Raw genomic sequence first — 19922 nt, 5'->3', positions numbered from 1 at the left:
AACAAAGCGAATGCCCCGTGCGGCTCAACGTCGGGCAAAACCTGATCATCAGCCTGCCAAGCAACCCGACCACCGGCTACCGCTGGGCGATTCAGGATTCGGCTGGCGGCGTGTTGCGCGCGCTCAGCCCGGAGGTTTACAGCAATCCGGAAGATGCCGGCGTGGTGGGCGCAGCGGGGGTTTCGACCTGGCGCTTCCAGGCCTTCGCGGCCGGCACCGGGCGCTTGCGCCTGACCTCGCAACAACCGTGGGCTCCGGAAGTGCTGCCGGTGGAAACCTTTGACTGCGCCATTTCGGTGAACTGACGGTGGGAAACCGCGCTGGCCTCTTCGCGAGCAGCCTCGCTCCCACAGGACACCGCGATCCCCTGTGGGAGCGAGCCTGCTCGCGAAAGCCATATCCCTGACGGCGAGAAATTACACCCCTCTCGGTGCTTTATCAGACAACCCAAGCATCCCCGCGCCACTTTGGCTAAAATGCCGGCCTTTTCCACCGACACCGCCGGACGCCGCCGTGAGCAAAGAACCCGATCGCCTATTCGCCCAGCCTTTGGCCCAGGTGCCTGACTTCGCCTTCAATGAAGACGTGGTGCGGGTGTTCCCGGACATGATCAAGCGCTCGGTGCCGGGTTACCCGACCATCGTCGAAAACCTCGGCGTGCTCGCGGCGCAGTTCGCCCAGCCGAACAGCGTGCTCTACGACCTCGGTTCGTCGCTCGGCGCAGTCACGCAAGCCCTGCGCCGTCATGTGCGCACCGACGGCTGCCGGGTTATTGCTGTGGATAACTCGGCGGCGATGGTCGAGCGTTGCCGGGAATACCTCAACGGTCAGGATTCGATGTTTCAGGAATTGCTGCCGGTCGAGGTGATCGAAGGCGATATCCTCGCGCTGGAGTTTCAACCAGCCTCGGTGGTGGCGCTGAACTTCACCCTGCAATTCATCGCCCCGGACCAGCGCACCGCGTTGCTCTCGCGCATTCGCCAATCGTTGTTGCCCGGCGGCGCGCTGATTCTCTCGGAGAAGCTGCGCTTCAACGATGCCGAAGAGCACGCGCTGCTCACCGATCTGCACGTGGCGTTCAAACGCGCCAACGGCTACAGCGAACTGGAAATCGCCCAGAAGCGCAGCGCCATCGAAAACGTCATGAAGCCCGACAGCCTCGAAGAACACCGCGAACGCCTGCTGGCCGCCGGGTTCTCGAAAGTCGTGCCGTGGTTCCAGTGTCTTAACTTTGCCTCGTTGATTGCCTTGCCATGATTGATCTGTCTCCCCTCGCCCGCCGTCTGGCCGGTACTCCGCTGGCCGAATGGGCCAACACCCTGCAAGCGCAACTCGACAAGAAAATGGAGAAAGGCCACGGCGATCTGGAGCGCTGGCAAAGTGCGCTGGACGCCTTGCCGAAGATCCAGCCAAGCGAAATCGACCTGCTCAACGGCCTGAAACTCGACACCGATTGCGACGACGACACCCGCGCACAGATGCGCACCGCGCTGATGGGCCTCTCGCCATGGCGCAAAGGGCCGTTCGATCTGTTCGGTGTGCATGTCGACACCGAATGGCGCTCGGACTGGAAGTGGTCGCGCGTCTCCCCGCACCTCGACCTGAAGGGCAAACGCATCCTCGATGTCGGCTGCGGCAACGGCTACTACATGTGGCGCATGCTCGGCGCCGGTGCCGACAGCGTGATCGGGGTCGACCCGAACTGGCTGTTCTTCTGCCAGTTCCAGGCGGTGCAGCGTTACTTGTCCGAGCCGAATGCCTGGCACCTGCCGTTCCCGTTCGAAGACCTGCCGCCGAATCTGGAAGGCTTCGACACGGTGTTTTCCATGGGCGTGTTCTACCACCGTCGCTCGCCGATCGAGCATTTGCTGGCGCTGAAGGATTGCCTGGTCAAGGGCGGCGAACTGGTGCTGGAAACCCTGGTGGTCGAAGGCGACAAGCATCAGGTGCTGGTGCCGGAAGATCGCTACGCGCAGATGCGCAACGTGTGGTTTTTGCCGTCGGTGCCGGCGCTTGAGCTATGGCTGCGGCGGGCCGGATTCAGCGATATTCGTTGTGTGGATGTCAGTACCACGACGGTGGAAGAACAACGCGGGACGGAGTGGATGAAGTATCAGTCGCTGAGCGATTTTCTGGATCCTGAGGATCACAGCAAAACCATTGAAGGGCTGCCGGCGCCGATGCGGGCGGTTATCGTCGCCAGGAAGTAAGCGTATTTTCCCATGACCGCGGTGGGCCTACCCCCTCACCCCAGCCCTCTCCCCAGGGAGAGGGAGCTGATTATTGAGCTTTTCAAAACTTGCGTCCGACTCGGTATTTCAGGTCGGCGGATTTGGTCCATCCAACTCGGTCGGTCCCCTCTCCCTCTGGGAGAGGGTTAGGGTGAGGGGCTTTTGGTGCGTCTGGCGCGGAAAAACTCGGTCAGCACCGCACCACATTCTTCAGCCAGCACCCCGCCCTCATACAACACCCGGTGATTCAAAAAGCCCTGGGTAAAAAACTGTCCCTGACTCTGCACAATCCCGGCCTTGGGTTCCAGCGCGCCGTACACCACCCGCGCCACACGCGAATGCACGATCAGCCCGGCGCACATGCTGCACGGTTCCAGCGTCACATACAGCGTGCTGCCCGGCAGGCGATAGTTATCCACTGCCTGCGCGGCGGCGCGGATCGCGACCATTTCCGCATGGGCACTTGGGTCGCTGGTGCTGATCGGGCAATTGAAGCCGCGACCGATGATCGCGCCATCCTGCACCAGCACCGCGCCCACCGGCACCTCACCGAGGGCGGCGCCCTGTGCGGCGAGGGTCAGGGCTTCGCGCATGAAGTCGCGGTCGCGGCTGCGGTCGATGATCGCCGCCGGGCGGATCTGGCGCATCACTTCACCTCGATCGCGGCCATCAGGCCGGTTTCCATGTGGTCGATGACATGGCAGTGGAACATCCACACCCCCGGGTTATCCGCCACCAGCGCCACTTGCGCACGCTCGTTCTTGCCCAGCAGATAGGTGTCGGTGAAATACGGAATGACTTTGTGCCGGTTCGATGCGATCACCTTGAAGCTCATGCCGTGCAGGTGGATCGGGTGCTGGTACTGGGTCATGTTCTTCAATTCGAAAATATAGCTCTGACCCAGTTTCAGGCTGGCAATCGGTCGGTCAGCACAGGTCTTGTCGGTGATGTCCCAGGCCTTGCCGTTGATCTGCCACAGGCTCGGCGGTTTGCCGTTTTCGGTGTTCACCGAGACCGAGCCGACCCATTCGAAATTGAAGTTGAGTTTCTCCGCATTGGCCAGATCCGGCTCGGCCACCGGGTTGGCCGGCAGGGCTTTCGGCCAGTCCGTCGGAGCGTCGGTGTTGGCGACTGAACGTAGCGTGCCCAGACGCACAGGGCCGTTACGCAGCGACAACTCTTCACCCGCCGCCGGGGCCTTGATCGCCAGGCAAATGCGCATGCCAGGGCCGAGCCAGTATTCCTTGCCTAATGGTCGTGGCTCGACAGGGTTGCCATCCAGCGCGTAGATCTTCGCTTCGACCCCAGGAATATTGATGCGATAGGTCAGGGTGTTGTCGAGGTTGAGCAAACGCACCCGGGTGATCTGCCCGGCCGGCAGATCAATCACCGGCAGCGGCACACCATTGATCGTCGACAAGCGCCCGGCGGTACCGCCACGGGCCGCTTCGCGGGGGATGCTGAATTCGACGAACTGACCTTGCTCGTCGACATGCCAGTTCTTCAGGCTCAGGGTTTTCTCGTACTTGAAACCGGTCGGCTCGCGTTCTTCGATGATCAGCGGCCCGACCAGCCCGCGCCCCAGTTCTTCGCTGCTGCTGACATGCGGGTGATACCAATAGCTGCCAGCGTCCGGCACACGGAATTTATAGTCGAAGTATTCGCCCGGCAGCACCGGCAACTGCGATACGTAGGGCACGCCGTCCATCTCCAGCGGCAGGCGGATACCGTGCCAGTGAATGGTAGTCGCCACCGGCAGGTGATTGATGAAGCGCACCCGCAGCCATTCACCCTGACGCACACGCAACTCGGTGCCCGGCGCCGACGGGCCGAACGCCCAGGCTTCGGTCTTGTGCCCCGGCACCAGCTCGACATCGAGCGGCGCGGCGATCAGTTCATAGTCGTGGCCGGCCTCGGCGTCGGCCATCTTGCCCAGCCAGTAACGCGACGCGCCTCCCGCGCCCACGCCAACGACAACAAGACCGGCCAGGCCACCGAGGATTTGGCGACGGGTAAAGGACATGAACTCAACTACCTCACGTATCAGCGACAGACCCCGAGGGATCCGCAAAAAGGCGAATACGATACACCCGCAGTTGAGAAACAGTAAGGGCGACCTGCGGCCGCACGTCTTGTTCAGCCCTCTGCACGCAGCCCGGTGATCAGGTGCAGCACGCCGCCCTCAAGGCACATGACGCCCGCCACACCGGCCATACTCAACGCCTGACGGTCGACCCGCGCCTCGTCATGCAACGTCACGCGCACCCGGGTCAGCGCCAGCGGTTGCTGCGACTTGAGGTTATCCACACCGCCCAGCGCCGCAACAATCTCGGCGTTCAAGCCGGCAACCGCATCGGCGGTAATGTTTGCCTCGTCCGGTACCATATCCGGCGTCAGTGCTTTCCAGAATGCCTGCTGCAATTTGTCGAACATGTTCAATTCTCCATAACCGGCGAGGCATCGACTTTCGCCTCATGAAACCGCTGCAAGGCTTCGCGGACATCAGTGGCACTTTCGAGATTCGAAACCTGTTCGGCGATGATTCGACAGTCGGCCAGATTCAACTCGCGCACCGCCGACTTGATCGCCGGAATCAACGGCACGCTTACCGACAGCTCATCCACACCCAGCCCCAGCAGCAATGGCACTGCAAGGCGTTCAGACGCCATGGCGCCGCAGACGCCGACCCATTTGCCGTGGGCATGGGCCGCCTTCACCGTCATGGCAATCAGGCGCAGCACCGAAGGGTGAAAGCTGTCCGCCTGACTGGCCAGGCGCGGATGATCGCGGTCCATGGCCAAGGTGTATTGCGTCAGATCGTTGGTGCCGATGGAGAAAAAGTCCACGTGCGGCGCCAGCACATCGGCCATCAGCGCAGCGGCAGGCACTTCGATCATGATTCCCAGCTTCGGCACGTGCGCCAGGCCCAACACCCGCGCTTCCTGCTCGAGAATCTGCCGCGCCAGACGCAGTTCGGCCAAATTCGTGACCATCGGCAACATGATGTGCAGACGCGTCAGTTCACAGCAGGCGAGGATTGCACGGAACTGCTCGCGCAACAGTTGCGGTCGCTCAAGGCACAGACGAATGCCACGCAAACCGAGGAATGGATTGGTTTCGCTGTCCATCGGTACATAGGCCAGCGGTTTGTCGCCGCCGACATCGAGGGTACGCACCACCAGATTGTGTGCCGGCCCGATGGTGCGCGCGATGGCGCTGTAGGTGGCCAGCTGTTCGTCATGGCTCGGCGCTTGCTGACGGCCGAGGTAGAGAAACTCCGAACGCAGCAGCCCCACACCATTGGCGCCCAGCTCCATGGCCTGGGCGGTTTCTTCCTGCGAGGCAACGTTGGCGGTGACTTCGATGTGCTGACCGTCACGGGTGCAGGCCGCCTCGCTGGCCTGGGCCAGTTCCTGCTGATGACGCTGGCGCTGGCGCTCATGCCGCGTGCGCAACTGATCGATGGACTCGGCGTCCGGGTGCAACTGCAATTCGCCTTTGTCGGCATCGAGCAGCACCCGCGTGCCGTTGCCGAGCCCGAGCATTTGCAGCGGCATGCCGCAAATCGCCGGCAAGCCACAGGCCCGCGCGAGGATCGCGACATGGCTGGTGGCGCCGCCGCCAACGGTGGCAAACCCGAGCACCTTGCGCGTATCGAGCCCGGCGGTCTGGGAAGGGGTCAGCTGATCGGCGATCAGAATGGTGTCGTCCGGCAACTCCAGCGTCTGCTCGTGAACACCGAGGATCAGCTTCAGCACGCGCTGGCCGACATCATCCAGATCCGCCGCGCGCTCGGCCAGCAAGGCATTGCCCAGCGAGCGAAACATCGCCGCCGTTGCGTCGGTGCTGGTCTTCCAGGCAAACGCCGCGCTTTTGCCCGCGTCGATCAGCGCCCGGGCCTGATCCAGCAGGCTCGGGTCGGCCAGCAGTTCCTGATGCGCCTTGAAGATCTCCGCTTGCGCCTGGCCGCTGGCGGTGTCGCGCAGATGTTGCAGGGCCATGTCGGCTTCGATCAGGGCCTGGCTCAACGCCTCCCGTTCAACTGGCGGCTCGGCGCCGAACTCGTTGACCAGAAGCGACGCTTCGACGATCTGCATGACTTGCCCCAACGCCGAACCGGGCGAGGCGCAGACACCGCGCAGGATGTCCGGCATTTCTGCTGCGTCGGCTTCGACCGGTGCAGGCGCTGTGACCGCTTCGCCACAGCCTTCGCTCAGCAAGCGTGTCAGCGCATCGACGGCGGCTACGGCATCTTCGCCTTCGGCGCTGACCTGCACACTGTCGCCATGAGCCGTTTGCAACGCCATGATCGCTACCAGGGATTTGCCGTTGGCTTGCGCTTGCAGCTTGTGCAGATGGATGGTCGCTGAAAATGCCTTGGCCGCTTGAGCGAATACTGCCGCCGGCCGCGCGTGCAGGCCATTGGGATTGGGCAAGTTGATCGGCTGCGAGAACACCGCGTCCCCCGGCAGCGGCGCTGGATGTTCGCCGACGGCTGCGCCGACCACGACGTCCAGCACTGGCTGGCCCACCTCGACCAACCCGGTTGAGCCAACGAGTGAATCGAACGGCTCGCCGCTGACCACCAGCATCAAGGTCAACAAACTGCGCGCGTGCAGGGCAATGTAGTCGGCGTCAAAATCGATCAGCGCCTGCCCGGCTTCGACCCGCTGCCCCGCTTCAACGCGGCGGGTGAAACCTTTGCCGGCGAGATTCACCGTGTCCAGGCCGATATGCATCAACACCTGAACACCCACGTCACTGGTGATCGTGAGCGCGTGCCCGCTGGCCTGCACGTCGCTGACCACACCGGCCAACGGTGCGCAGAGCGTTGACGAAGTCGGGTCGATGCACAAACCGTCGCCGATGATCCGCCCGGCAAACACCGGATCGGGCACCTGGTCCAGCGCCGTCAGCACGCCGGATAAAGGAGCCAGCAGCTGCAATTCTTGGGGTGTGGCCATGACATCACCTGAGCTTGTATTCATTGAATGAGCGGTCGCAGCCGCTTTGCTTATTTCCACCAGTATTCAACCTGCAAGCCGACATTGGCGCCGTGCCGCGCGTTGCCGAAGGCGCCCGTGTCGGACAGCGCCGAACCTTTGGCCAACAGGTTGGCGGCACGCTTGGCTGCCTGGTTCCAGCTGGCATAGGTGTAATACAGACGCACCTCGGGCCGCGCCCAGAATTCCGGGCCTTTCGGTGACCAGGTCGGCGCGAAGGTGAACTTGCTCAGCTTGCGCGTGCCGTCCGCCGCCTCGACCTGATCGTGCCCCAGTTCGGTCACCAGTTTGAACTGCTCGCTCAGTGCATAGGCCGGGCGCACACCGAGTGAGAGCCAGTTCTGGTCGGCGCCACCCTGACGAATATCTTTCTGATACACCGCCTGGAATTGTCCGCCAAAACGTGGCGTCAGTTGCCAGTCGAAGAACTCGACGATGCGATAGCTCTTGTTGCGGTCATCAAGCCTGACGTTACCGGTATAGCCCAATCCGGTGCCCGGCCCTTCGCCGTATTGCAGCGCCAGTTTGTTCTTGCCACCGAAAAAGTCCTGCTGTACATGCTGGGTGGTGATCGCCCAGCCACGGTGGGCATCGCGGCTGTCGGGCTTGTCGATGTAACTCAGGCCGAACTCCAGTTCACCGCCCGGGTTACTGTTGAAACCGCCGACGTTGAAGTCGTGGCGGTTGATGTAATCCTTTTGGTAAAGGTTGTCCTTGCGCGAAAAGGCGTAGCTGTATTTCAGGCCACCGAGCAACACGTCTTCAATGCCTGCACCGGTGGCGCTCTGGTTCCAGTAATAGAAATCGGAAATATGGATGTCGTTACGTTTGTAGTAACGCCGCCCGGCCCACAGCGAGCCGCCATTGAGCGCGGGCATCGCCGACCATTGCGCATACGCCTGCGGCAAACGAATCGAGCCGTTGTCTTCCTTGAACGTCAGGCTGCGGTCGTAGCGGTTATACAGCGAGGCCATGCCGTCGACGCTCAGCACCGAGCCGTCGTCGAGGGTGTACAGATCCTGGCGCAGCTCAAGCTCACCGTACTGCTCGCACTCGTTACCGAGGCGATATTTGGTCTGCGCACCGGGCAACTGGAAACACGACTGGCTGCCGCTGTTGACCGAAGTACCGACACCGTTGCGCAGATAGCCGCCGAACTCCAGCGCATGTGATGACGTGGGCATTGCCAGACAAATCCCCGCGACTGCCAGACTGTAATTTATGGTTGCTCTCATATATGCCACCCGTTGTTTTTATTGTGTGGTTGCAGGAATTCAGCGCGCACAAATCCCCCGCGCAGCGTTCTGCGTGTTTTTTCAAAGGTTGTTATTCAGTTAAAAAATCAGGGGTCGGTCAGGTGCAGCACGAAGGATTCGTAAGGTCGCAACTGCAGCAAACTCGTGCGTTGCAGGCAGTCCGGGTAATTGCTGATCAACAAGCGCTGCTCCTGGGCTTCGTCGAGCAGCGCCGGTAGCTCGACTTCACATGCGGTGCCATAGAAATTGTTCACCACTAACAAGCGTTCTCCCGTCCCCTCGCGCAGGTACGCCCAGACCTGTGGATGCTCCGGCAACAACTGGCGATAGATGCCATCGGAGATCAACGCTTCAGTGCGGCGTAAAGCGATCAGGCGCCGATAGTGATGCAGCACCGATTCCGGGTCGTGCAGTTGATGCGCGACATTGATCTGTGCGGCATTGGCCGATACACCAATCCATGGTTCGCTGCGAGTGAAGCCGGCGTTGTGCCCGGCGTGCCAGTGCATCGGCGTGCGCCCGTTGTCGCGGGACTTCTGCATGATCGCCGCCATGTTGTCGAGGTCGCTGGTGCCGGCTTCACGCTTGAGGCGAAAGATATTCAGGGTTTCGACGTCACGGTATTGCTCGATGCTCTCGAACCCCGGATTGGTCATTCCCAGTTCTTCGCCCTGATAAACGAAGGGCGTGCCCTGCAGAAAGTGCAGCGCAGTGCCGAGCATCTTCGCCGACAGCTCGCGGTATTCGCCGTCGTTGCCGAAGCGCGAGACCACGCGCGGCTGATCGTGATTACACCAGAACAGCGCATTCCAGCCAGCGCCCGCCTGCATGCCGGTCTGCCAGTCGGACAGGATCTGCTTGAGCTGGAGGAAGTCGAAATCGGCGCGGACCCACTTCTGCAGGTTCGGGTAATCGACCTTCAAGTGATGAAAGTTGAAGGTCATCGAAAGCTCTTTCGACTGCGGGTTGGAGTAACGAATGCAATGTTCGAGGCGGGTCGAAGACATCTCGCCGACGTTGATCAGCTCATGCCCTTCGAAGACCTCACGGTGCATTTGCTGCAAGTACGCATGCACGTTAGGCCCATCGGTGTAGAAGCGCCGACCGTCGCTGTCGTCCTCGGGGAAGTCCGCCGGTTTCGAGATCAGATTGATCACGTCCAGACGAAAGCCACCGACACCCTTGTCGCGCCAGAAACGCATCATCTTGAACACTTCGTCGCGGACCTTGGGGTTGTCCCAATTGAGGTCGGCCTGGGTGTGGTCGAACAGGTGCAGGTAATACTGGCCGGTCTGCGCTTCGTACTCCCAGGCCGAGCCGCCGAATTTGGATTCCCAGTTGTTCGGCTGGTCGCGCCAGATATAGAAGTCGCGGTAGGCGTTGTCGAGGCTGCTGCGCGCCTGCTGGAACCACACGTGCTCGATCGAGGTGTGGTTGACCACGATGTCGAGCATCAGCTTGATGCCGCGTTTTCCCGCTTCGGCGATCAGCAGTTCACAGTCGGCCATGCTGCCGTAGCTCGGATCGACCGCGTAGTAGTCGCTGATGTCGTAGCCGTTATCGCGCTGCGGCGAGCGCAGGAACGGCGTGATCCACAGGTAATCGACTCCCAGCCATTGCAGATAATCGAGCTTGGCGACGATGCCGAGCAGATCGCCAGTGGCGTTGCCCGCATGGCTGTGAAAGCTCTTCGGGTAGATCTGATAGATCACCGAACGTTGCCAGTCTTGCATGGCGCGACTCCTTTATTGATTTCAGGCAACCCGGTAACCCGGACGGACGATCTTCATGCTCAGCACGCAGGTCAGGGCAAACGGCACGAGCATGGCGATCAGCATCCCGATGACGAACATCGGGATGAACTGCGGAACGATCGAGATGAAACCGGGCAGGCCACCGACGCCGATGGCCGAGGCCTGGATCTTGTTCAGCGAGAGGAACATGCAGCCCAGCGCCGAACCGGCCAGTGCGGCGTAAAACGGGAATTTGTAGCGCAGGTTGACGCCGAACATCGCCGGCTCGGTGATGCCGAAATACGCAGAAATCGCCGAGGTCGAGGCCATGCTCTTGTCCCGCGCATTGCGCGTCATCCAGAACACCGCCAGGGCCGCACTGCCCTGCGCCAGATTGGACATGACAATCATCGGCCAGATGAAAGTGCCGCCCTGGCTCGAAATCAATTGCAGGTCCACGGCGAGGAACATGTGGTGCATGCCGGTGATCACCAGCGGCGCATACAACAGGCCGAAAATCAGACCGCCCACCAGCGGCGCCAGATCGAACAGCATCACCAGCCCTTCGGTGATGTAGATGCCGATATGCCGGGTCACCGGGCCGATGATCGCCAACGCCAGCACGCCGGTGACAACGATGGTGGTGATCGGTACCACCAGCAACTGCACCGCGTTGGGCACGCGTGCGCGCAGCCATTTTTCGATCACGCTCATTACGTACGCCGCCAGCAGGATCGGCAGGATCTGCCCTTGGTATCCGACTTTTTCCACCTGGAACAGGCCGAGGATGTCGAAGTACGGCAGCTGCTGCCCGTCTAGCCCGGCAACGGCCTTGCCGTAATTCCAGGCGTTGAGCAGGTCCGGGTGCACCAGCATCAGACCGAGGACGATGCCGAGGATTTCGCTGCCGCCGAAACGCTTGGCCGCCGACCAGCCCACCAGCGCCGGAAGGAACACGAATGAGGTGTTGGCCATCAGATTGATCAGGCTCCACAACCCGTCGAGGTTGGGATAGGCATCGAGCAGGGTCTGGCCCTCGATGAACATGCCCTTGGCGCCGAGCAGGTTGTTGATGCCCATCAACAGGCCGGCAATGATCAGCGCCGGCAGGATCGGCATGAACACATCGGAAAACACCCGCACCAGCCGCTGCATGGCGTTGATCTTCTCGGCGCTTTTCTGTTTAACGTCGGCGATGGTCGATGCCGCAAGGCCAGTCTGCTGGCGCAGTTCGGCATAAACCTTTTCAACATCACCCGGGCCGATGACCACTTGATACAACCCGCCGGTGAAGAACGAACCCTTGACCAGATCGACGCCATTGAGCGCGGCCACATTCACCAGCGCGGGGTTCTTCAGCGCCAGACGCAAACGCGTGACGCAATGCGCCGCCTGCTCGATGTTGTCAGGGCCACCGAGGCTTTCCAGCAGCTCCTTGGCGATGTTCGGATAGTCATGGCTCATGCTTGTTCTTCCGTCGTGGATTGTTGTTATTGGCAGCACGCCGAACGAAAAATACTCGTCTGTACGAGTTAATGCAACAACTCGTCTGTACGAGTTTGCATCCGCGGATGAACGTCAGAAAAACGCGGATTCTTCCTACTCTGACCTAAGATGTTTTCCTTCGTCCGCATGGACAAACCCCTACCCTGCCCTTAAGGTTCGGGGTTTTGAGCACCGTCGGCACAGAGTCCAGCCATGAGCAAATACAACCAGATCTACAGCGATTTGCTTGCCAGTATCACCACCCAGCGCCTGGAGCGCGGCGCCCGGCTGCCTTCCGAAACCGAACTGATGGACACCTATCAGGCCAGCCGTGGCACGGTGCGCAAGGCCATCGACCAGTTGCAGGAGCGCGGTTTCGCTCAGAAGATTCACGGCAAAGGCGCGTTCGTGCTGTCGACCAACCCGATCGAATTCCAGCTCGGCGGCATCGTCAGCTTCCAGGAGACCCACCCGCGACTGGGCAACGACGTCAGCACCGAAGTGGTCGAGATGTGTCAGGTGCCGCTTGAAGGTGCATTGCTTGAACATATCAATGCCGAACCCGGCAGCCCGATCACCCGGATCAAGCGGGTACGGCGCATCGACGGCAAACGCGTCATCCTCGACATCAACCACTTCGTCAGCGACGTGATCCCCGACCTGTCAGCAGACATTGCCGAACATTCGATCTACGCCCACATCGAACAGACCCTGCAACTGCAGATCGCCTACGCCCAGCGCACCATCGAAGCCGTACCGTCCAGCAAGGACGACCAACAACACCTGGACCTCGACGGCCAGAGCCATGTCATCGTGGTCAGCAACCAGACCTTCCTGCAGGACGGCCGCCAGTTCGAATACACCGAATCGCGGCATACGCTGGACAAGTTCTATTTTTCGGATGTGGCGCGGCGCTGAGGCGATATCTTTCGATACGCAACACGCAATAGCCGAGTAACACCCTCCCCTTGAGCACATCGGTCATCTTCCGCCTTTGTGTCTCAAGGATGACACCCGCATGACCGCTCCCGAACGTCGTCTGCTGCCAAACGCAGCGGACAAAACCGCCCTCAAAGCAATCGCCACGACCATTGTGCAGAACTGCCCGAGCCTGCTCGATGCGGCCCGGCAAGTTGCGATCGAACTGCTGACCGACAAAGGGCTGTCCGGCCTTGATCCCGACCAGGTTTATTTCCATCGATTCAAAACGGCGCAAAGCAGCACGCTGACCTTTACCGGTTGGGAACACTTGCTGGAAAAGCCTTATGAAACGCTCACCCTCACGCAGTTGGTGATCCATCGATTTCGTGCGACCGATCAAGACAACGCAGATTTGCTGGGTCTTTACTGCGGCTTCTACTCGGATGGCCCGGACGCGGAGAATTTCAATCAGAGCAACGAAGTGCGACTGCTTGGCAGCGATGTGCTGAAGGCATTCTGGGCCGTTGATTTCAGCACGCGTTACAGCGATCAATTGGCCAAATTCTGGCAAACCTCGTCGGAAGATTTCCGCGCCATGGCCAAGTGCAGTTTCCTCAGTCAGGCGGTGCAGGCGCTGCAACAGGGGGACGTTGACGGCAATGATTTTCAACGCATCGTCAGCTCGCTGATCGGCCCCGTTACCTGGCCGGTAACCCTGCAAATGCTCCGATCGACGTACCCGGTCGGCGCGCAGGTGCGCACGCTGGATCTGGACGGTCACGTCGCCACTAACGTGCTGCGTCTGGTCGAAGACAGTGGCCGGCAGACCCTTTACCTGCCGGGACAAGCCCAGGCCTTTCGGCTGATGGACACTGCGGCGGATCTGCACTGGTGGTTGCTCGAACAGATGAATTCAGAGCAGAAACGCCCTTTGTTTCTCAAGCACTTCTCGCTGGCTGACAGCAATCACATCACTGAGAACATCACTGATCTGATGAACCGCCTGGTGAACACCTGGGGCCACAGCGATCACCGGATGATCAACCGCAGCAACGTTGCGATCAGCGGTGACGCCTTCACGTGGTTAAGCGATTCGACTCGCGCGGGCATGATTGCCGAGGCGCATCTGGTGCTCACGTCCAACAGTGAGCTACGCAGGAAACTCTGGACCGGGTATCTGAGCGCCGGGCTGAAAGTGTTCGGCCCGATGGCGGCCGTGGGCTGGCCGGTGGCTTTGCCCTTGATCGGCGCCGGCGTCGCGAACATGGGGCTGAACATCGATCAGGCGATCAACGGCATTACGGCGACCGAACGTAGAGCCGGGGTGATCGGTGCGGTGCTCAGCGCTATCGAAACCGTATTCAATGTGCCGTTCCTGATCGGCACCGGCGCGCAACTGGAAGTCGGGCCACAGGTCGAGTATGCCGAGGCTGAAGAGATGCGTGGTCTGGTCGAGCTTGCCTCGGCTGACACGCGATTATTGCCACCTGTGGATCCGCCACCCGTCACAGCGGCTGAAGAAGCGAGCAGCGAGTTGGCAAACGAGATACCCAGCGGGGCGACATTCGTCGACGTCACTGAGCCCTTGAATACGCCTGCTACAGGGCAAGGTTCGACATTTCCACAAGTACCTGCCAGCTATCGATGCAACGAGTTACTTGCGCAACATTCCGTAGAGGCGACGCCGGGGAAATACGAAGGCATTTACCGCCTCGACAACGAGCCCGGTCATGCCATCGAAATGGATGGCGATGCCTATTACGTGCGCTACTTCGCCGACTCGCAGGACAGCGGCAACTGGGCAATCATCGATCCCGAGCGCCCCAACCAGTTCGCTTATTCGTTGCCGGTCCGCCTGGGAAGCGCTGGCAAGTGGGAGCGCATGCCTGCGCTGCGGCTGCGCGGAGGCGGCCAATGCGTGGGCAAGGCGTGTGCGCCGGAGACAGATTTGAGCCCTTCTGAGGCAACACCATCGGTGGATCTGCCACGCGTCGAACCGCTTCCAGGCGTTCCGTGCCCGCTGCGCCTGGTTACGGCGCTCAAAGATATTTCAGAGACGGAAAAACCCGGAATGAGGAGATGGGCAATGAACTTGCCCAACGCTTCTGCCGAGTCAACAAGCGCTGGACGCCGTTATTTACTGGCTACCGACCGTTACCAGGCGCATTTCAGCGAACAACGAACAGCACTGCTGAACAACGCCGGAGAATTCTTTCGAGAACTGAAATGGACAAATCTGCCGGGACGGCCGCTCATTCCGCAAATCGATCCCTTGATGCAAACCGAAGAGCTGATAGATCTGATGTTTGCCAATACCGATGGACTGGCGGTCGGAGAAACCCTCGATCGCATCGCCAGCATGCGCTTCATGATCGAGAACATGCCAACGTTCGCGCGGCATATCAGAACGCTCTACGTGCGTGGATTGCTGAGTGATTTCGCCCAAGAGGACCTCAACCATTTCTACCTCTCTGGAGACATGTCAGAGGACCTCACTACCTATTTGTCCAGCCTGGGTACCGACCCTGAGAACCGGTTCAACATGCTCGAATTGATCAGGTCTGCCCAAGCCAATGGCGTCCGCGTCCATGGACTGGACGCAGCACAAACCTGCACGCTGAAAGTCCCACTCACTTCGATCGAAGAGCAGATGATCAAGACCCGCCTGGCAACGCAGATCATGGAGCGTGACAAGCTCCTCAACAGACCCGGCAAGTGGGTGGCTCTGGTCGATGCCACGAACACCAATACCTTCAGGGACCTGCCAGGCATAAGCGAACTCAGGGGCGGTATCGGTTTGCGCATCGAAGAAATCTGGCCCGACGAGGCAGCCGACGTCAGGATTGACCCGGGCGTGGAAGTCGCTCGCGGTCCATTTCACAACGGGGCGACGACAAGCAACGCCTTCGACCCTCTGTTCGCTGACCTGCGATTGCAGGTCAAGGCCCCCGTGCCGCCATGGAATGACGCTACGCTGGAAAAGCTTCTGCATCGCAATGGCATGTTCGTGATACGGAAAACAGAACCCAGCACATACACACTCGTGCGGCGCAACAGCGCCAGCAACATCGTGCACACAAGGGTGCATTGCACCGCAGATGGCCGGTTTTATATCTGGGACCAGTCGATGCGCCGCATCACCGGCATGATATTCCGCGACATCGCCGCAGTAGCCGAGCGCCTGATCGAGCTCGGCATGACCCTGCAAAGTCGTTTACCCGCCTGACCTGTTTGCAGGGGCCTGAAACGAAAAAACCCTTGGCTTCACACCAAGGGTTTTTCGTTATTCGAACCGCAGCGGGATCACTCCCACTCAATCGTCGCCGGCGGCTTGCTCGACACGTCGTAAGTAACGCGGGAGATGCCTTCGATTTCGTTGATGATGCGGCCGGAAACGGTTTCCAGCAGTTCGTAAGGCAGGTGTGCCCAACGCGCGGTCATGAAGTCGATGGTTTCTACGGCACGCAGGGCCACGACCCAGGCGTAACGGCGGCCGTCACCGACCACGCCGACCGATTTGACTGGCTGGAATACTACGAACGCCTGGCTGACCTTGTGGTACCAGTCGGCCTTGCGCAGTTCTTCGATGAAGATGTGGTCGGCGCGACGCAGCAGGTCGGCGTATTCCTTCTTCACTTCACCGAGGATGCGCACGCCCAGGCCCGGGCCCGGGAACGGGTGACGGTAGACCATGTCGTACGGCAGGCCCAGTTCCAGGCCGAGACGACGGACTTCGTCCTTGAACAGTTCGCGCAGGGGCTCGACCAGTTTCAGGTTCATTTCTTCCGGCAGGCCGCCCACGTTGTGGTGCGACTTGATCACGTGGGCCTTGCCGCTTTTCGCGCCAGCCGACTCGATCACGTCCGGGTAGATGGTGCCCTGAGCCAGGTACTTGATGTTGTCCAGCTTGCAGGATTCGGCATCGAACACGTCGATGAAAGTGCGGCCGATGATCTTGCGCTTCTTCTCCGGGTCGGCTTCGCCGGCCAGGTTGTTGAGGAACTGCTCCTCAGCGTTGGCGCGGATTACCTTGACGCCCATGTTCTCGGCGAACATGGCCATCACTTGCTCGCCTTCGTGCAGACGCAGCAGGCCGTTGTCGACGAAGACGCAGGTCAGCTGATCGCCGATGGCCTTGTGCAGCAGCGCGGCAACCACCGAGGAGTCAACGCCGCCGGACAGGCCCAGCAGCACGTTGTCGGTGCCGACCTGGGCGCGGATGTTGGCGATGGCGTCTTCAGCGATCTTCGACGGCGTCCACAGGGCTTCACAGCCGCAGATGTCGAGGACGAAGCGCGACAGGATGCGACCGCCCTGCTTGGTGTGGGTCACTTCCGGGTGGAACTGCACGCCGTAGTAAGCGCGGTCGTCGTTGAACATACCGGCGATCGGGCAGCTTGGGGTGCTGGCGAGGATGTGGAAGTCTTCCGGCATCTTGGTGACTTTGTCACCGTGGCTCATCCACACGTCGAGGCCGAACAGGCCGTCGGCGTCGATGTGGTCTTCGATGCCGTCGAGCAGGCGGCTCTTGCCGACCACATCAACGCGGGCGTAACCGAACTCACGCAGTTCGGAACCTTCAACCTTGCCGCCCAGTTGCTCGGCCATGGTCTGCATGCCGTAGCAGATGCCGAATACCGGAACGCCCAGGTCGAACACCGCCTGCGGGCAGCGCGGGCTGTTGGCTTCGTGCACGGACTCGGGGCCGCCGGCGAGGATGACGCCTTTAGGAGCGAATTCGCGGATCGCATCTTCGTCCATGTCGAACGGGTGCAGTTCGCAGTACACGCCGATCTCGCGCACGCGGCGGGCAATCAGCTGGGTGTATTGCGAACCGAAGTCGAGGATCAGGATGCGGTGAGCGTGAATGTCGAGGGCCATGACTCATTCTCATGTAGTGAATCAGAAACAACTCGGGGCTGAATGAACAGCCCCGGTGATTTAACGTTTTGCTGGAAGCCTCAACCTACGCGGTAGTTCGGCGCTTCCTTGGTGATCTGCACGTCGTGAACGTGGGACTCGGCCATGCCGGCACCGGTGATCCGCACGAACTCGGGCTTGGTACGCATTTCTTCGATGTTGGCGCTGCCGGTGTAACCCATCGAGGAACGCAGGCCGCCCATCAACTGGTGAATGATCGCGCTCAGGGTGCCTTTGTACGGCACACGGCCTTCGATGCCTTCCGGAACCAGTTTCTCGGCACCGGCCGAGGAGTCCTGGAAGTAACGGTCGGACGAGCCTTGAGCCTGGGACATGGCGCCCAGCGAACCCATGCCGCGATAAGCCTTGTACGAACGACCCTGGAACAGTTCGATCTCGCCCGGGGCCTCTTCGGTACCGGCGAACATCGAGCCCATCATCACGCAGGACGCACCGGCCACGATGGCCTTGGACAGGTCACCGGAGAAACGGATACCACCGTCGGCGATCAACGGCACGCCAGTGCCTTCAAGGGCGGCGGCGACGTTGGCGATGGCACTGATTTGCGGTACACCGACACCGGCGACGATACGGGTGGTGCAGATCGAGCCAGGGCCGATACCGACCTTGACTGCGTCGGCGCCCGCTTCGGCCAGGGCCTTGGCGGCAGCGCCGGTGGCGATGTTGCCGCCGATCACCTGCACTTCAGGGAAGTTCTCTTTGACCCAGCGTACGCGGTCGATCACGCCTTTGGAGTGACCGTGTGCGGTGTCGACCACCACTACATCCACGCCGGCATTGACCAGTGCAGTCACGCGATCGCCGGTGTCTTTACCGGTGCCGACCGCAGCGCCGACGCGCAGACGACCTTGGTCGTCCTTGCTGGCCAGCGGGTAGGCTTTGGCTTTTTCGATGTCGTTGACGGTCATCATGCCTTTGAGGGCGAATTTGTCGTCGACGATCAACACGCGCTCGATGCGGTGCTTGTGCAGCAGTTCACGGACGTCGTTCTTGTCGGCGCCTTCCTTGACCGTGACCAGACGCTCTTTAGGCGTCATCACTTCGCGGACAGTGGCTTCCAGACGGTTTTCGAAACGTACGTCGCGGGAGGTGACGATGCCGACCAGGTCACCATCGTGCAGGACCGGAACGCCGGAAATGTTGTGCAGACGGGTCAGTTCGAACAGATCACGCACCGTGGCATCGGCCTCGATGGTGATGGGATCCTTGACCACACCGGCTTCGAACTTCTTGACCTTGCGCACTTCGGCAGCTTGCTGCTCGATGGTCATGTTCTTGTGGATAATGCCGATGCCACCTTCCTGAGCCATGGCGATTGCCAGACGGGCTTCAGTAACGGTGTCCATGGCGGCAGAAACCAGAGGAATATTCAGTTCGATGCCACGGGTAAGACGGGTCTTGAGACTGACTTCGTTGGGAAGCACCTCGGAATAACCGGGCACTAGGAGAATGTCGTCGAATGTCAGAGCTTCTTGGCTGATACGCAGCATCGCGGGGGCTCCCGAGCGGGAAAATGGAAGCGCGCCATTATAGTCAGACCCCCCCTGCTGTTCAATGTAAAACTCAGCCTAATTGATAGATGGAAAAGCCCGGCCCTACAGCTCCACCTTGACCCAAGAGACAGGTTGATCTAGCCAATCGGCGAACTCGTCGATAAAGCTCTGCTTGAACCCCGCCTCCAGCCAATTATTGAAAATGAAACCGAGGTTGGAAAACGCGCACTCCTGCAAAAACAGGAAGCCGTTGATGTCGTCCTCATGCCCGCATTCGGGGCAGGTGAAATTGTCGGTGCGACCTGGAAACCAGTCTTCAAGACTTTCGAACAGCGCCTCGCCCACTTCGCGGCGGCACTCGGCGCAACCAGCCTCCTCGAGAAAACCTTTGGCCGGGGTGTAGATGCAGCGCTTGGTGACGATCTCCAGGCCGTTGATCGGTTCGCCGAACGGCAGCGCTTCGGGGTACAGCACCACAGCGCGAGCACCGTCGGCGATGGCGTGGGCCATGCGGTTGCCGGTGCGGCCGCAGGTGGTCAGCTGTTCTTCGATGATGTTCTTGCGCACCAGCCAGCGCACGATCGCCCGCGCCCGGGGCTCGTGCACCGGCAGGGTGGAGATTTTCGGGACGATGATGCTTTGCGAGTTCATGGTGGAGCCTGCTGCCAATATTGAAGATTTCGAATGTGGGAGCGAGCCTGCTCGCGAAAGCGCAGTGTCAGGCTGCATTTTTGTTGCTGACCCACCGCATTCGCGAGCAGGCTCGCTCCCACAAGGAACTGCGGCCGGCAGCTTAATCCCTGACGAAATCCGGTCAAGTGCTGAAATAGCGCACGATCAACGCGATGCCGCTGGCCAG

16 protein-coding genes are annotated in these 19922 nt (G+C 60.6%); 5 read left to right on the top strand and 11 right to left on the bottom strand.

The window, feature by feature from the left end; genetic code table 11:
• The 3 genes from OQK_RS16505 to cmoB form a co-directional block, all read left to right on the top strand.
• The coding region (locus OQK_RS16505) for a protease inhibitor I42 family protein (RefSeq protein ID WP_238537195.1) at window positions 1-305 on the top strand (305 nt) is incomplete at its 5' end.
• Window positions 306-513: 208 nt separating this feature from the next.
• Window positions 514-1257, top strand: a complete 744-nt coding sequence (gene cmoA / locus OQK_RS16500) for a carboxy-S-adenosyl-L-methionine synthase CmoA (RefSeq protein ID WP_016773355.1) — start codon at window positions 514-516, stop codon at window positions 1255-1257.
• The gene (gene cmoB / locus OQK_RS16495) at window positions 1254-2210 is read left to right on the top strand and encodes a tRNA 5-methoxyuridine(34)/uridine 5-oxyacetic acid(34) synthase CmoB (RefSeq protein ID WP_016773354.1); all 957 of its coding nucleotides are present in this window, start codon (window positions 1254-1256) and stop codon (window positions 2208-2210) included. Before cmoA ends, cmoB begins: the two co-directional genes overlap by 4 nt.
• A gap of 167 nt (window positions 2211-2377) precedes the next feature.
• On the opposite strand, the gene tadA is transcribed toward cmoB, so the two are convergent.
• The 7 genes from tadA to treP all read right to left on the bottom strand — a co-directional run bounded on the left by tadA (window position 2378) and on the right by treP (window position 11687).
• Window positions 2378-2878 carry a tRNA adenosine(34) deaminase TadA gene (gene tadA / locus OQK_RS16490; protein WP_016773353.1) on the bottom strand — a complete coding sequence of 167 codons (501 nt, stop codon included), beginning with the start codon at window positions 2876-2878 and terminating at the stop codon, window positions 2378-2380.
• A complete protein-coding gene (locus tag OQK_RS16485) occupies window positions 2878-4254 on the bottom strand; it encodes a multicopper oxidase family protein (RefSeq protein ID WP_016773352.1) in 1377 nt (458 codons plus the stop codon). Before OQK_RS16485 ends, tadA begins: the two co-directional genes overlap by 1 nt.
• A 113-nt stretch (window positions 4255-4367) precedes the next feature.
• Entirely contained in the window at window positions 4368-4664 is a 297-nt protein-coding gene (locus OQK_RS16480; RefSeq protein ID WP_016773351.1) for a PTS transporter subunit EIIB, read from the bottom strand.
• 2 nt (window positions 4665-4666) lie between these two features.
• Entirely contained in the window at window positions 4667-7195 is a 2529-nt protein-coding gene (ptsP, locus tag OQK_RS16475) for a phosphoenolpyruvate--protein phosphotransferase (protein ID WP_016773350.1), read from the bottom strand.
• Window positions 7196-7245: 50 nt separating this feature from the next.
• Entirely contained in the window at window positions 7246-8469 is a 1224-nt protein-coding gene (locus OQK_RS16470) for a maltoporin (RefSeq protein ID WP_038861012.1), read from the bottom strand.
• A gap of 107 nt (window positions 8470-8576) precedes the next feature.
• Window positions 8577-10223, bottom strand: a complete 1647-nt coding sequence (gene treC / locus OQK_RS16465; RefSeq protein ID WP_016773348.1) for an alpha,alpha-phosphotrehalase — start codon at window positions 10221-10223, stop codon at window positions 8577-8579.
• A gap of 21 nt (window positions 10224-10244) precedes the next feature.
• Window positions 10245-11687, bottom strand: coding sequence for a PTS system trehalose-specific EIIBC component (gene treP / locus OQK_RS16460; protein ID WP_016773347.1), 1443 nt, complete (start codon window positions 11685-11687; stop codon window positions 10245-10247).
• Between the two features lie 234 nt (window positions 11688-11921).
• Between treP and treR the strand changes: the two genes are divergently transcribed.
• A complete protein-coding gene (gene treR / locus OQK_RS16455; RefSeq protein WP_016773346.1) occupies window positions 11922-12626 on the top strand; it encodes a trehalose operon repressor in 705 nt (234 codons plus the stop codon).
• A 100-nt stretch (window positions 12627-12726) separates the two neighbouring features.
• Window positions 12727-15855 carry a dermonecrotic toxin domain-containing protein gene (locus OQK_RS16450; protein WP_016773345.1) on the top strand — a complete coding sequence of 1043 codons (3129 nt, stop codon included), beginning with the start codon at window positions 12727-12729 and terminating at the stop codon, window positions 15853-15855.
• 77 nt (window positions 15856-15932) lie between these two features.
• On the opposite strand, the gene guaA is transcribed toward OQK_RS16450, so the two are convergent.
• From guaA to OQK_RS31360, 4 genes are all read right to left on the bottom strand, one after another.
• Window positions 15933-17510, bottom strand: a complete 1578-nt coding sequence (guaA, locus tag OQK_RS16445; protein ID WP_016773344.1) for a glutamine-hydrolyzing GMP synthase — start codon at window positions 17508-17510, stop codon at window positions 15933-15935.
• An 80-nt stretch (window positions 17511-17590) separates the two neighbouring features.
• Window positions 17591-19060 carry an IMP dehydrogenase gene (gene guaB, locus OQK_RS16440; protein WP_016773343.1) on the bottom strand — a complete coding sequence of 490 codons (1470 nt, stop codon included), beginning with the start codon at window positions 19058-19060 and terminating at the stop codon, window positions 17591-17593.
• A 105-nt stretch (window positions 19061-19165) separates the two neighbouring features.
• Window positions 19166-19714 (bottom strand): hypothetical protein, encoded by a 549-nt coding sequence (locus tag OQK_RS16435; RefSeq protein ID WP_016773342.1) that lies wholly within the window; start codon window positions 19712-19714, stop codon window positions 19166-19168.
• The coding region (locus OQK_RS31360; protein WP_238537193.1) for a hypothetical protein at window positions 19711-19922 on the bottom strand (212 nt) is incomplete at its 5' end. The genes OQK_RS31360 and OQK_RS16435, both read right to left, overlap by 4 nt.

Source organism: Pseudomonas sp. R62 (assembly GCF_000257605.1).
Lineage (GTDB): Bacteria > Pseudomonadota > Gammaproteobacteria > Pseudomonadales > Pseudomonadaceae > Aquipseudomonas > Aquipseudomonas atacamensis.
The sequence above is the reverse complement of the archived record's forward strand: the minus strand, read 5'-3'. Positions and strand labels throughout refer to the sequence as shown.

What these genes read in the sequence shown, in the direction of transcription:
- cmoB (WP_016773354.1), top strand. Translation starts at nt 1,254, where the DNA reads ATGATTGATCTGTCTCCCCTCGCCCGCCGTCTGGCCGGTACTCCGCTG.
- tadA (WP_016773353.1), bottom strand. Translation starts at nt 2,878, where the DNA reads ATGCGCCAGATCCGCCCGGCGGCGATCATCGACCGCAGCCGCGACCGC.
- OQK_RS16485 (WP_016773352.1), bottom strand. Translation starts at nt 4,254, where the DNA reads ATGTCCTTTACCCGTCGCCAAATCCTCGGTGGCCTGGCCGGTCTTGTT.
- OQK_RS16480 (WP_016773351.1), bottom strand. Translation starts at nt 4,664, where the DNA reads ATGTTCGACAAATTGCAGCAGGCATTCTGGAAAGCACTGACGCCGGAT.
- ptsP (WP_016773350.1), bottom strand. Translation starts at nt 7,195, where the DNA reads ATGGCCACACCCCAAGAATTGCAGCTGCTGGCTCCTTTATCCGGCGTG.
- OQK_RS16470 (WP_038861012.1), bottom strand. Translation starts at nt 8,469, where the DNA reads ATGAGAGCAACCATAAATTACAGTCTGGCAGTCGCGGGGATTTGTCTG.
- treC (WP_016773348.1), bottom strand. Translation starts at nt 10,223, where the DNA reads ATGCAAGACTGGCAACGTTCGGTGATCTATCAGATCTACCCGAAGAGC.
- treP (WP_016773347.1), bottom strand. Translation starts at nt 11,687, where the DNA reads ATGAGCCATGACTATCCGAACATCGCCAAGGAGCTGCTGGAAAGCCTC.
- treR (WP_016773346.1), top strand. Translation starts at nt 11,922, where the DNA reads ATGAGCAAATACAACCAGATCTACAGCGATTTGCTTGCCAGTATCACC.
- OQK_RS16450 (WP_016773345.1), top strand. Translation starts at nt 12,727, where the DNA reads ATGACCGCTCCCGAACGTCGTCTGCTGCCAAACGCAGCGGACAAAACC.
- guaA (WP_016773344.1), bottom strand. Translation starts at nt 17,510, where the DNA reads ATGGCCCTCGACATTCACGCTCACCGCATCCTGATCCTCGACTTCGGT.
- guaB (WP_016773343.1), bottom strand. Translation starts at nt 19,060, where the DNA reads ATGCTGCGTATCAGCCAAGAAGCTCTGACATTCGACGACATTCTCCTA.
- OQK_RS16435 (WP_016773342.1), bottom strand. Translation starts at nt 19,714, where the DNA reads ATGAACTCGCAAAGCATCATCGTCCCGAAAATCTCCACCCTGCCGGTG.